Annotated in this window: 14 protein-coding genes and 1 pseudogene; 4 read left to right on the top strand and 11 right to left on the bottom strand. The window is 68.3% G+C overall.

Annotation, left to right across the window (positions count from 1 at the left end; translation table 11 throughout):
• Positions 1 to 33: 33 nt before the first annotated feature.
• The 3 genes and pseudogenes from OHA10_RS22535 to OHA10_RS22525 form a co-directional block, all read right to left on the bottom strand.
• Positions 34 to 632, bottom strand: a pseudogene (locus OHA10_RS22535) (lytic polysaccharide monooxygenase).
• 116 nt (positions 633 to 748) lie between these two features.
• Positions 749 to 2,866, bottom strand: a complete 2,118-nt coding sequence (malQ, locus tag OHA10_RS22530; protein ID WP_371400737.1) for a 4-alpha-glucanotransferase — start codon at positions 2,864 to 2,866, stop codon at positions 749 to 751.
• Between the two features lie 53 nt (positions 2,867 to 2,919).
• Entirely contained in the window at positions 2,920 to 3,924 is a 1,005-nt protein-coding gene (locus OHA10_RS22525) for a hypothetical protein (protein WP_371400736.1), read from the bottom strand.
• Between the two features lie 44 nt (positions 3,925 to 3,968).
• On the opposite strand from OHA10_RS22525, the gene OHA10_RS22520 reads away from it, so the two are divergent.
• A complete protein-coding gene (locus OHA10_RS22520) occupies positions 3,969 to 4,754 on the top strand; it encodes a mechanosensitive ion channel family protein (RefSeq protein WP_371400735.1) in 786 nt (261 codons plus the stop codon).
• Here the strand turns inward: OHA10_RS22520 and OHA10_RS22515 are convergent.
• Positions 4,684 to 5,397 carry a GNAT family N-acetyltransferase gene (locus tag OHA10_RS22515; protein WP_371400734.1) on the bottom strand — a complete coding sequence of 238 codons (714 nt, stop codon included), beginning with the start codon at positions 5,395 to 5,397 and terminating at the stop codon, positions 4,684 to 4,686. The two genes, OHA10_RS22520 and OHA10_RS22515, sit on opposite strands and share 71 nt — an antisense overlap.
• Before the next feature lie 115 nt (positions 5,398 to 5,512).
• On the opposite strand from OHA10_RS22515, the gene OHA10_RS22510 reads away from it, so the two are divergent.
• Entirely contained in the window at positions 5,513 to 6,502 is a 990-nt protein-coding gene (locus tag OHA10_RS22510; RefSeq protein ID WP_371400733.1) for a chitinase, read from the top strand.
• A gap of 50 nt (positions 6,503 to 6,552) precedes the next feature.
• Here the strand turns inward: OHA10_RS22510 and OHA10_RS22505 are convergent, their stop codons facing one another.
• Genes OHA10_RS22505 through OHA10_RS22490 form a run of 4 tightly spaced genes read right to left on the bottom strand, consistent with a single transcriptional unit; the run spans position 6,553 to position 8,287 of the window.
• Positions 6,553 to 6,981, bottom strand: a complete 429-nt coding sequence (locus OHA10_RS22505; RefSeq protein ID WP_137253591.1) for an OsmC family protein — start codon at positions 6,979 to 6,981, stop codon at positions 6,553 to 6,555.
• A gap of 29 nt (positions 6,982 to 7,010) precedes the next feature.
• Positions 7,011 to 7,430 carry a globin gene (locus OHA10_RS22500; protein ID WP_371400732.1) on the bottom strand — a complete coding sequence of 140 codons (420 nt, stop codon included), beginning with the start codon at positions 7,428 to 7,430 and terminating at the stop codon, positions 7,011 to 7,013.
• 15 nt (positions 7,431 to 7,445) lie between these two features.
• Positions 7,446 to 7,865 carry an acyl-CoA thioesterase gene (locus tag OHA10_RS22495; RefSeq protein WP_371400731.1) on the bottom strand — a complete coding sequence of 140 codons (420 nt, stop codon included), beginning with the start codon at positions 7,863 to 7,865 and terminating at the stop codon, positions 7,446 to 7,448.
• Positions 7,862 to 8,287: a thioesterase family protein gene (locus OHA10_RS22490; protein ID WP_238159486.1), complete on the bottom strand. Its 426-nt coding sequence runs from the start codon at positions 8,285 to 8,287 to the stop codon at positions 7,862 to 7,864. Before OHA10_RS22490 ends, OHA10_RS22495 begins: the two co-directional genes overlap by 4 nt.
• 90 nt (positions 8,288 to 8,377) lie before the next feature.
• Between OHA10_RS22490 and OHA10_RS22485 the strand changes: the two genes are divergently transcribed.
• The gene (locus OHA10_RS22485; protein ID WP_371400730.1) at positions 8,378 to 9,130 is read left to right on the top strand and encodes an SDR family oxidoreductase; all 753 of its coding nucleotides are present in this window, start codon (positions 8,378 to 8,380) and stop codon (positions 9,128 to 9,130) included.
• 24 nt (positions 9,131 to 9,154) lie between these two features.
• The gene (locus OHA10_RS22480; protein ID WP_371400729.1) at positions 9,155 to 9,610 is read left to right on the top strand and encodes a MaoC family dehydratase; all 456 of its coding nucleotides are present in this window, start codon (positions 9,155 to 9,157) and stop codon (positions 9,608 to 9,610) included.
• On the opposite strand, the gene OHA10_RS22475 is transcribed toward OHA10_RS22480, so the two are convergent.
• The 3 genes from OHA10_RS22475 to OHA10_RS22465 form a co-directional block, all read right to left on the bottom strand.
• On the bottom strand, positions 9,607 to 10,491 hold the full coding sequence (locus OHA10_RS22475; protein WP_371400728.1) for a GNAT family N-acetyltransferase: 885 nt from the start codon (positions 10,489 to 10,491) through the stop codon (positions 9,607 to 9,609). The genes OHA10_RS22480 and OHA10_RS22475 overlap by 4 nt on opposite strands.
• A 92-nt stretch (positions 10,492 to 10,583) precedes the next feature.
• Positions 10,584 to 11,378, bottom strand: a complete 795-nt coding sequence (locus tag OHA10_RS22470; RefSeq protein WP_371400727.1) for a retropepsin-like aspartic protease — start codon at positions 11,376 to 11,378, stop codon at positions 10,584 to 10,586.
• Between the two features lie 3 nt (positions 11,379 to 11,381).
• Positions 11,382 to 12,290, bottom strand: a complete 909-nt coding sequence (locus OHA10_RS22465) for a GNAT family N-acetyltransferase (protein ID WP_371400726.1) — start codon at positions 12,288 to 12,290, stop codon at positions 11,382 to 11,384.
• Positions 12,291 to 12,360 lie beyond the last annotated feature (70 nt).

Raw genomic sequence — 12,360 nt, 5'->3', positions numbered from 1 at the left:
CCAGGAAAGATATTGGCGAAACGTCAGATTGAATTAGAAATTAACATCCGAGCACTGGTAGAAGGCGTTGGCGGTGTCGGCGATGGTCCAGACCGCGAGGATCATGTGCCGTCCGGTCCGCCCGGTCGGGATGGTTCCGGGGTGGGACACATCGGTCGCCGGGCGCGCGCCGTTCATCGGGACGGTGAGGAACGGTTCGAGCTCCAGCGCGGACCGCGTCAGCGGCTGGGTCGGATCCCAGCCCTGCTTGGTCATGTAGTACTTGAAGTCGGTGGTCGCGTGCGCCGCGGTCAGATGCCACGAGAACGTGAACCCCTGACCACCCTGGAGCTGGGTGGCCGGCCAGGTCCCGCCGCGCTGGTCGTCCAGCTCGGCGAACTGCGGCAGCCCGGCCGAGCAGAGGCTCCCGCCCGCCGACCGGCCTGCGGGAACCCCTTGGGTCCTTCGACACTCTGCGGCTCCCACTGGATCTGACCGCAGTCCTGCACAGCTCCGTTCTGACAATTCTTGGCCCGGCTGATCGGCCCGGTCGTGTACCCATGCCCGTAGGCGAGCGGCACCGACGTGCACACCGTCAGCGCAAGCGCGCCGACGGCGATTCCGGCAATGCCGAGTTTCCTTTTGCGCAGCATGCGAGCTCCTTCAACTGCTGGGGCGGTGGAACAGCGAAGGAAGGCGCCTCCTGCTCAATAGAAAACAACCGTTCAAATCTATTGTCAACGGTTGGTGAGCAGTTGAATACGGAAAGCTATATGTTCAGCGCGCCGATCAGCCGGCGCAGGCGGTGGTTGTTCGGCAGGTCCTCGACCAGGACCGGCTCGCCGTCAGGCCCGCCGAGCGGGATCCGCCAGTTGGGGTACTCGTCCGTCGTACCCGGCTGATTCTGCGTACGCCGTTCGCCGACCGCGTCCGTCAACGCGACACCGACCAGCTTCGACGGCGTATGCGCGACGTACTGGTGCAGGGCCTCCACGATCCGCTCGACATCGCCGTCGGTGTTGCTGAGCAGATGGCGCTCGCGCAACGCCGCCAGCCACGCGTCACGGTCGGCCTCGTCGACAGCAAGCTCCTCCGCGACCGGACGTGTCAGCAGACCGAGCCGGTTCCGCAGCTCGACGTGATCGCCGGCCAGGTACCCAGCCGTCGGCGGCAGGTCGTGCGTGGTCACTGTCGCCAGACACAGCTCCCGCCACCGCTCCGGCGCGAGCGGCTTCCCGTTGGCGTCGCGCTCGAACCACAGCACCGACGTACCGAGGATCCCGCGCTCGGTGAGGTAGTCACGCACCCACGGCTCGACCGTCCCCAGGTCCTCGCCGATCACGGTCACCCCGGCGCGCTGAGCCTCCAGCACGAGGATCCCGATCAACGCCTCGTGGTCGTACCGCACGTACGTCCCCTCGGTGGGCCGCTCCGGCGAGGTCACCCACCAGAGCCGGAACATCCCGAGGATGTGGTCGATCCGCAGCCCGCCGCCATGGCGCATCACGGCGCGCACCAGATCCCGCCAGGCGGCGTACCCGGTCTCGGCCAGCGCGTTGGGCCGCCAGGGCGGCTGCGACCAGTCCTGCCCCTGCTGGTTGAAGGCGTCCGGTGGCGCACCGACGTGGATGTTGCGCGCCAGCACGTTCTGCAGCGCCCACGCGTCCGCACCGTCCGGATGCACACCGACCGCAAGATCGTGGACGACGCCCAGCGACATGCCGGCCGCCTTGGCCCGGGCCTGCGTCCGCGCGAGCTGCTCGTCCAGCTGCCACTGCAGCCAGCAATGGAACTCGACCTCGTCCGGGTTCTCGTTGCGGAAGGCAACAACCTCCGGCGACGTGGGCTCCTGCAGCTCCTCCGGCCACTTGCTCCACTCCGGCCCGTGGACGTCCGCGATCGCCGCCCAGGTGGCGAAGTCGATCAGCCCCTGGCTCTCCCGGTCGCAGTACGCGCCGTACTCCGCGATCCGTCCGACCGACGGCTGCACCCGGAACAGCAACTGCAGCGCCTCGCGCTTCGCCGCCCACACCGTGTCCCGGTCGATCGCGGTCACGTCTTCGCTGAGCGCCCGCGCCTGCAGCGCCAGCGTCCGGACGCGATCCCGTTCCGCCGGCGCGAGGTCGCCGTACTCGTCGATGTCCTCGATGCGGAGGTAGATCGGGTTGCCGAACCGCCGCGACGCCGGCAGGTACGGCGAGGGCTCCATCCGCCCGGCCAGCTCCGCAGCGTGCAGGGGGTTCACCAGTACGAACCCGGCGCCCAGATCATGTGCCGACCACGCGGCCAGGTCGCCCAGGTCGTGTAGGTCGCCGATCCCCCAGGACCGCCGCGACCGAACGGAGTACAGCTGCAGCACCCAGCCCCAGGTGCGGCGCAGCTTCTCGGGCTCGAGCTTCCGCGGCGTGACGATCAGCGTGCTGACCGAGATCTCCGGATTGGTACCGATGCGCGCGCACAGCCGGTGGTACCCGAGCGGCAGGTCCCCAGGCAGCTGGAACGTCGCCTCACCGACCTGCACGCCGTCGACCCACTGCGGCTCGACCCAGTGGTCCTGCTGCGGGATGTCGCGGCGCTGACCGCCGTCCTCGAGGTCGACCCACACCTCTGCCGTCGAACCGTGCGGCAGGTGTACGGCGAACCAGGGCGTCCACCCCTCGCGCATCACCAGGGTCGCGGGCAGCGTACGTCGCCAGCGCGCCTCCTGGTGCTCAGCCAGCGCGAGTGCCGCCTTGTCCGGTGTGGACGCGTCCACACCGAGCGCCGCGAGTACGTCGGCCACGACCTCGCTCGCGACGATCACATGCTCGCCCTGCCAGTTCCAGTACTCCGTCGCCACGCCATGGGCAACCGCTAGCTCGACAAGGGCTGCAGTAGGAGCTGTCACCTCAGCGAGTCTGCCGCATCAACCGCACCAACGGCTAAACGGCGCGCGCCGCGTTACTCGTTCGAGCGCCGCCTGCTGAGCATCAGTACGGCGAGCAGCAGCACACCGCTGGCCACGACCAGTCCGATCGCCACACCGGCCATGTTGTCGGTCAGCTGGTACAGCGACGTCGGCCAGATCACCAGGAGGATCGCGCAGCCCACCACGGCGTACGCCGAACGCCGGGTGCGACCGTACGCGACCAGCAACGCGGCGGGACCCGCCGTCCCGACGGCCAGCGCCATGATCTCGCCACGCTCCTGGACCAGCCAGCAGATCGACGAACTGAACATCGCTGCTCCGGCCAGTGACCACGACGTCACCTGATCCCGCACCAGTCCGAGCATCGCGAACACGAACGCGACGATGATGAAACCGGTGCCGGCGATACCCGCGCTGTTCGCCGCCGATCCGGTGTCCGGAGTGAGGACATCTGCCGTGATCACCAACACACCGACGGCCAGGATCCCGAACGTTGCCACCAGCAACGATGAGCCTTCGAGCCACCACAACCCGACCGCGGCCAGCGCGAGCGCGACCGCCACCCCGGCGACCCGGCCGGTCTCTCCCTCGATCGCCACGAACGTCGCGAAGCCGGCCACACAACACCCGAGCGACGCGAGCGCCGAGCTCAGCTGCTCGCGGCGCCGCAGCAACGCGAGCACCACCGCCGCGCCGAGCAGTACGACGGCTGCCGTCGTACCGGTGCTGACCCGGGCCGCGCGACCCATTTCGCCCCAGTTCGCCAAGGTCAGGAGCGCGACCGCCCCGAGCAGCAGCGCGCCGCCGATGTAGCCGAGCACCTCGACCAGGGCGTTCGGGTGGCCCTCGACGGGTGGCGGCTTCGGCTTGGCCGGCTCGGGCGCCTGGGCGGTCTGCTGGGGACGGGACCGGCCGGGGTCGGCCAGCGCCGCGTCGATCTCGGCGTCGGCGGCGTCACGGATCGATTCGGCCTGGTACTGGCGCAGCACACCAGCACTCACGAGCCTGGACAGCTCGTCATCCAGCCGGCTCGACATGCTTTTCCGTCTCCTTGTCAGCCTTACTAAGATCAGGCGGCGAGATGCCTATTCTGACCAGCTACCTTCTGTCCCCGTTCAGTCACCCCCTGTTTTCGCGTCTGGCGCCGCCGCCGGACGCGTTTCCGACGTTCTTCCGCACCGGCAACGACGGCAAACTCGAGGTGACCGACCAGATCGTGGTCGTCCCGGCCCGCATCGCGGGACTGATCATCGGCTTCTTCATACTCCGCTGGCTGCTGCACAAGGTCATCCGGCGGTTCGCCCGCCGGACCGGCAACGGCGCGGTCGCCGGCGTGCTGGCGAAATCGAAGCGCGGCCAGGAGTTCGTCGAGAACACGCTGGCCAACGAGCGCCGGGCCCAGCGCGCGGAGACGATCGCGTCGCTGCTGACCAGCGCGGTCACGATCGTGCTGACCGCCGTACTCGTGGTGATGGTGCTGGCCGAGCTCGGCTTCAACATCCTGCCGGTGATCGCTTCGGCGAGCATCATCGGCGTGGCCCTCGGCTTCGGCGCGCAGACGCTTGTGAAGGACTTCCTGGCCGGCGTGTTCATGATCTTCGAGGACCAGTACGGCGTGGGCGACCTGATCGACATGGAGAAGGCGACCGGGACCGTGGTCGCGGTCGGCCTGCGGATCACCACCTTGCGCGGCGAGGACGGCACGACCTGGTACGTCCGCAACGGCGAGGTCGTCCGGATCGGCAACCTCACCAACCGCGACCCGAACAGCGAGGCCTCCTCCGGCGTCGGCTCGGTCACCGAGAAGGAAGAGGCGAAGACCGACGAAAGTACGGCGACCGAAAAGCACGACGAAACCCGAGCTTGAGGTAGAGCCGCTCCGCGTCCGAGCCTCCAACGACCTGCAGCGTGAGTCGGCCGCCGGCCGCATCCCGGCGGGCCTGCGCCAGCAGCGTCGTCGCCAGACCTCGGCCGCGGTACTGCGGTTTGGTCGCGACCGCGTAGACCCCGACGACTGATCCCGTTCGCAGCACCAGCGTGCTCGACGCCGGATCGCCGTCCACCCGGAGCAGATACAGCGACTGGTCGGGCGCGCGGTAGTTCTGCAGCGCACGCTCGACGAACATCTTCTGCCACCAGTCGTAGTCCGGCTCGCCGACCTCGAGGAACGCCGCACTCTGCACCTCCGCAAACCCCACAGCGTCCGCGTCCGAGTCGATCGCCGCGACCGGCCCTCCCTCCACCTCCCCGGCCGACGCCTCCATGTGCACGAGGACCTCGGCGGGCGCGAAGCCTTCCGCAGTCAACCGCTCGACCCACCCGGGACCACTCCACGGCACCAGCCGGACCGTGGACGTCCCGGCCGGGAGCTCAGCGGTCGGCGAGAGCGGGGTCCACGCCGAGAACTCGTCCGACTCACCCACCACCTCGATCGAATCGGCGGAACGGCGTACCTCTCCCCGGTGGGCGGCGAGGAAGGCGAGGTGGTTGTCGAGCAGTTCTTCGAGCATGCGAGCAGTCTGCTCGACGGCGCCGACATAAATCGGTCTCCGATATTGACCGGGACCTGCAATTGATAGGAAACTTTCCTAACTCTTTGCCCGCCCCCAAGGATCGGAGTTCGACATGCGCATGTTCAAGGCCGCCGTCGTGACGGCAGCCGTCGGCAGCCTGCTGGTCGGCGCGGCTGTCGCCGCGCAAGCATCCACCCAGCAGACCCAGGCGGATCCGGCCGGCATCGGCGCCGCGCCGTACGAGTACCTCGGCTGGGGGAACCCGCAGAAGCCGGCCGACGTGATGAAGGCGGCCGGCAACAAGTGGTTCACGCTCGCCTTCATCCTCTCGGACGGCGGCTGCAACCCGAAGTGGGACGGCGACCGCGCGCTGACCGGCGGCTCGGACCAGACCGCGATCAACAACATCCGGGCCGCGGGCGGCGACGTCATCCCGTCGTTCGGCGGCTGGTCCGGCAACAAGCTCGGCGAGAAGTGCACCTCGGCCTCCGCGCTGGCCGGGGCGTACCAGAAGGTGATCGACGCCTACAAGCTGAAGGCGATCGACATCGACATCGAGGACACCGAGTTCCACAGCTCGGCGGCGCGGCAGCGGGTCGTCGACGCGCTGAAGACCGTGAAGAGCAAGAACTCCGGGATCAAGACCTACATCACGATGGGCACCGACCAGACCGGCCCGGACTCGTCCGGGGTCGACCTGATCAACCGCGCCGCGAAGGCCGGGCTGGCCAACGACGGCTGGGTGCTGATGCCGTTCGACTTCGGCGGCGGCTCGACCAACATGGCGACGCTGACCCAGAAGGCCGAGGAGGGCCTGAAGGGCCGGCTGAAGACGGCGTACGGGTACTCCGACGACACGGCGTACCGGCACATGGGTATCTCGTCGATGAACGGCAAGACCGACGATGGCGAGACGGTCCGCCTGCAGGACTTCAAGACGATGCTCGCCTACGCGCAGCAGCACCACCTGGCCCGCTTCACGTTCTGGTCGGTCAATCGAGACCGGGCCTGCGGCGGCAGCAACAACGACGGCGACTCGTGCAGCGGCATCTCGCAGAGCCAGTACGACTTCACCAAGGTCGTCGCGCAGTTCCACGGCTGAAACAGCAAACGGCGTCCGGCACACTCGTGCCGGACGCCGCTCAGTGGGACTCAGGCGGTGAAGGTGACGTCCAGCGTGATCGGGACGGCGGACAGCGCCTGCGAGACCGGGCAGTTCTTCTTCGCGCCCTCGGCGTACTCGGCGAACTCGTCGGCGGTGATGCCGGGGACGTTGCCGTTGACCGACAGCTTGATGCCGGTGATGCCCTCACCCGGCTGGAAGGTGACGTCGGCCTGGGTGTCGATCGACGTCGGCGCGTGGCCCGCACCGGCGAGCGCGTGCGACAGCGCCATCGAGAAGCAGGTGGAGTGCGCGGCGGCGATCAGCTCTTCCGGGCTGGTCTTGCCGTTGGCGTCGTTCGCGCGGGAGGCCCAGGTGACGTCGTAGGTGCCGACACCGGACGACTCGAGAGCGACCTGACCGGCGCCCTCCATCAGCGAGCCTTCCCAGTGGGCCTTGGCCGTACGAGTGGTAGCCATGCTCGTTGTGTCTCCTTAGAAGAAAAGGTTCAGCGGCCGGACACGTCGATCGCGCCCGGGTACTGCGGTTCGTCGGTGTTCACCATGCTCTGCGCGGCCATCACCATGTAGGTCCAGATCTGCTCGTCCTGTTCCGGTGTCAGGGCGATCTCGTCCAGCGCGGCGCGCATGTGGCCCAGCCACAGGTCCCGTGCGCGCGGGGTGACGGCGAACGGGGCGTGCCGCATCCGCAGCCGGGGGTGCCCGCGCTGCTCGGAGTACGTCTTCGGGCCGCCCCAGTACTGCTCCAGGAACATCCGGAAACGCACCTCGGCCGGACCGAGGTCCTCCTCCGGGTACAGCGCTCGCAGTTCCGGGTCGGCGGCAACACCGCGGTAGAAGGCCGCCACCAACCGGTGGAAGGTATCCGCCCCACCGACGGCGTCATAGAAGCTCTGCTGCTCACTCATGTCGTGCCCAGTCTCTCAAGTGGTCACAACGTGTTCGAGGAGGGCTGCCCTTTCCGCCTCTCCCAGCTGTCGCTTCGCGTGCGTCTCACCGTCCACGACGACCAGTACGGACTCCGCCCTCGCGTACACATCCTCCGACTCGCCACTGCGATCCACGATCCGCGACCCGAGCGTGTACGACGTCGTACCGACGGAGGCCACCCACACGTCCACGTCGTACGGCGGGTGCCGCAGCAGGATCGGCCGCAGGTAGTCGACCGTCTGGCTGACCAGCACGACCGGGTACTGCGCGAAGTAGTCCCCGGTGGTCCCCATCACCTGTGCGAGGAACGCGATCCGGGCCTCCTGCAGGTAGTCGAAGTACCGCACGTTGTTCACGTGGTCGTACGAGTCGATGTCCGACCAGCGGACCAGGACCTGGTACGTGAACGTCATGCGCCCACCAGCTTGGTCAACGCCTCGCGCTCCACCGGCGTGATCCGGCGCAACCGATTGGCGTTGAAGTCGAACGGCACCAGCCGCGTGCGGGCCTCCACATAGGTACGGCGCTCGGGCTCCGCGTCGAGGATCTCGTAGTCCACCGTGAACGAGGCGGCCTTGATCTCGCTGATCCACAGCTCGATCCGGACCGGCTCGGGGCGGAACAGCAACGGCGCCCGGTACTGGACCTCGTGCCGTGCCACCAGCAGTCCGGTCTCGAGGGCGTCCGCGCCGAGCTCCTTCGCCGTACGGAACAGGAAATCCACCCGGGCGTCCTGGAGGTAGTCGACGTACCGGCCGTTGTTGACGTGGCCGAGCGCGTCCATGTCCCCCCACCGCAACGGGCAGTGATAGACGTGGCGGTTGTGATGATCCACACGGCGATCATCGCATCCGGGGTACTACCCCGATGACAACGCGTGGGTAATGTCATCCCCGGCAGACCAGTTGACCGATTGGAGCGGTGGATGAGCGAGCGGGTGGCGATCGTGACCGGGGCAGCCCGGGGAATCGGCGCGGCCGTCGCGCAGCGGCTCGCCCAGGACGGGAACGCCGTCGCGGTCATCGACCTCGACGAGGGCGCCTGTGACGCCACCGTGAAGGCGATCACCGAGGCCGGCGGCAAGGCGATCGGCGTCGGCGCCGACGTCAGCAAGGCCGACCAGGTCGCCGCCGCGGTCGAGCGGGTGGTGGCCGAGCTCGGCGCACCGACGATCCTGGTCAACAACGCCGGCGTTCTGCGGGACAACCTGCTGTTCAAGATGTCCGAGGACGACTGGGACACGGTCATGTCCGTCCACCTCAAGGGCAGCTTCCTGATGTCCAAGGCAGTCCAGTCGCACATGGTCGACGCCGGGTACGGGCGGCTCGTCTTCCTCTCCTCGACCTCTGCGCTGGGCAACCGCGGCCAGGCCAACTACGCCTCCGCGAAGGCCGGCCTCCAGGGCCTGGCCAAAACGCTGGCTATCGAGCTGGGCAAGTTCGGCGTCACCGCGAACGCGATCGCCCCGGGCTTCATCGAGACCGACATGACCGCGGCCACCGCGGCCCGGGTCGGCGTCGACTTCGAGGAGTTCAAGAAGGCCACCGCCGCCACCATCCCGGTGCAGCGGACCGGGAAGCCGGAGGACATCGCCGCCGCGGCGTCGTTCTTCTGCAGCGAGGAGGCCGGTTTCGTCTCCGGCCAGGTCCTGTACGTCGCCGGCGGACCGCGCAACTGAGCGCGCAACTCGAGGGAGCCTGACATGCCGCAGACCTTCAACGGTGCCGACGAGGTCGCGCACGCGGTCGGCACCCAGCTCGGCGAGACCGAGTGGCTGGAGATCACCCAGGAGCAGGTGGACCAGTTCGCCGAGGCGACCGGGGACCACCAGTGGATCCACGTCGACGTCGAGCGGGCCAAGAACGGCCCGTACGGCGGCACGATCGCCCACGGTTACCTGACCCTGAGCCTGATCGCCCGCTTCGGCGACGAGCTCTTCAAGGTCGACGGCGTCACCGCCAAGCTCAACTACGGCGTGAACAAGGTCCGCTTCCCCGCACCGGTCCCGGTCGGCACCCGCGTCCGCGCCGGCGCCTCGATCTCCAATGCGGTCGAGACCCCGGCCGGTGTCCAGGTCTCGCTGAACTGGGTCATCGAGCTCGAGGGCTCCACGAAGCCCGCCTGCGTTGCGGAGACCGTCGTACTGCTCGTCCCCTAGAGGGGGCAGATCAGCACCGGGTGGGTGGCGATCCGGTCATAGCCCAGCCATTCGTTGACCGCGATCATCGGCGCGTTGCCGTCGTAGTTGGCGGTGTACGCGCCCTGGATCCCCGCATCGGCGGCCCGGTGCAACGCCGCGCTCTTCACCAGCTTCGCCAAGCCACGACCGCGGTACTCCGGCAGGGTCGACGTCATCCTCGACCACATCTTGGACCGATCGCCGTGATTGCGCGTGAACGCGATGACCTGACCCTCGTACATCGCGGCGACGCTCACCTCACGCATCAGGTCCGCGGAGTTCCAGATGTCGGCGAGCCACTCGTCGTACGGATGGGAGGAGATCTTCGCGTCGCCCGGCTTGGTGCGCTGGGCAACTTCGTCCGTGGCGTGCAGCAGGCGCGGGTCGACCTCGGTGAACGGCACCAGGCTCACCCGGCTGGGGACCTCGGGACTGTCCGAGACCTTGCGCGGGTCGATGCCCGCGTAGTGCACCTGCCGCGTCTGCCGGTAGCCGAACCGCGCCGCCCAGTCGACACTGCCCGGGTCGGCGAACACCCGGGCCGACGTCGCCCCGGCCGCCCGCAGGTCCGCGTGCGTTGCCTCCAGCAAGCTCGTGCCGATACCGCGCCCGCGGTACTCCGGCCGGACCAGCAGCCGCAGCTCCCCGTCCAGCGGGTCCGAGCCGCCGATCAGCCCGCTCGAGGCCCAGCCCACGAGTTCGCCATGGTCCAGCGCCGCGAAAGCGCCTCGCCCGGGAGCGGCGGGGCCTGTCAGCCGCCGGATCAGCGAACTCCGAGTGACGACCAGGTACGGCACGAGCGTGTCGTGCAACGCGAGTGCCGCGTCCACATCCCCCGGTCCAGCCGCCCTGATCTCCATCCCAACTCCCTCGGGAACTCCAACGACGAAGTCCTCCGGAAGGTAACGCCCTTTCAGGTGCATACCGGAAGTAAACCGATTACAGCTCTGTCTCAGAGGGTTCGCGCGCCGAGCACGAGACGAGCCCCCGTGATGTCGAAAGTCATCCTGTACCGCTCGAGGTACCCGGTACCCACCAGGCCGTCATGAATGATGTCCTGGAACATGATCCGCGGCGCCGCCTGCGCGGTCTGCGGTGCAGCAGCCAGGTGAACACTCCCGGCGATCGTCGCCCAGTGTCGTTGCCACTCGTACCCGGTCTCGTCGGTGCCGGTCCGCATCGACACCTTCGGATCCGCCAGATCGACCCCGCAGTCCGCCGCGAAGCGGGTGTCCAGGATCAAGCTGTCCGAGCCGGTGTCCACCTCCACGGTGATCTCGCGGCCGCTCGGCAGTACGAGCTGTACGAACGGGTCGGCCGACACCGACTCACGCCGTACCTCCAGCGGGATCTCGGGGCCGTCGGCACGAAAACTCTCCCGCGGCCGGACGGTCAGCGTCTTCGCGTCCGGATCCGTCGTGACCGAATGGTTCTCGAAGAACGTCGGCCCGAGGATCCCCACGAAGGCATCACCCAGATCGGCGACGCCGGCGACGTGCCCCTCGACCACGAAGTCGCCGAGCGCGATCCGCGGGACCCGGACCAGCGGCACCTCGATTGCCTGACCGGACATCCGCCGCCCGGTGAACGTCTCGCCGGTCGTTGCCCCGTCGAGGCGATCGGCGACCGCGGACGAGATCACCGTGGTCCCGATCCCGGTGTCGACGAGGAAGCGGTACTCCGTCGTACCGACGGTCACCGGGACCTGGACCAGGTGCTGGACGCGATCGAAGGCGATCGTCGTCATCGGTCAGTTGTCCAGCGTGCGCAGGAGCCCGAGCTCGGTCTGGACGCGGCGGTAGCCGAGCCAGTTGTTGACGGCAAGCATCGGCCCGTTCTCGTCGTCGTTCGACGTGTACGCCGAGGTGATCCCGGCCGCGGCCGCCCGCCGCAGCGCCACGGACTTCACCAGCTTGGCCAGCCCCCGACCGCGGTACGCCGGGATCGTGCCGGTCATGCCCGACCACATCCGATCACCGTCGGTCTCGACGATGGTGAACGCCGCCATCTCGTCACCGGCCATCGCCGCGACACTGAGCGACTTGTCCATCGACGGGCTGTTCCAGATCTCCTCGAGCCACCGGTCGTACTCGATCGAGTCCATCGGCGAGTCACTCGGCTCGTCCAATGACGCGATCGTGTCCGCTGTATAGGCCGCTCGCGGATCCACCGCGTCGAACGCGACCAACTCGATGCCGTCGGGCGTCGGCGGCTGCTCCGGCAACGACGTCAGCTCGACGCCGGCGAAGTGCATCTGCCGCGCACCGTCGTACCCGAGATTGCGGGCGAACTCGAGACCGTCCGGGTGGACGAACGTCCGCACCCGGACCGCACCGACCTCGGTCAGGTGCTGGTGCAGCCGCTCGGCCAGCTGACTGCCGATGCCCTGTTTGCGGTGATCGGGATGTACGAACACCGCCACCTCGCTCTGACCCGGCTCACTCGTCCAGACGGTCAGCCCGGCCGATCCCCAGGCGACGATCTCGCCGTCGCGTTCCGCGACCAGCGGCAGGTACCGCTGCCCGGGCGACTGCACGGTGATCATGTGCCGGGTCGCCGCCGCCGACATCGCCTTGTACGGGTACACGACCCGCCGTACCGCTGCCACTGCCTCGGCGTCCTCACCCACGGCCTGCCGGACCACCACCCGCGTCGTCATGCCCGGACCCTAACCAGCACGCCGCACCCACGCCATGCATTAACAACCAGCAACGCGATCGCAACAGGTG

It is taken from the genome of Kribbella sp. NBC_00662 (genome assembly GCF_041430295.1).
Classification (GTDB): Bacteria; Actinomycetota; Actinomycetes; order Propionibacteriales; family Kribbellaceae; genus Kribbella.
The sequence above is the reverse complement of the archived record's forward strand: the minus strand, read 5'-3'. Positions and strand labels throughout refer to the sequence as shown.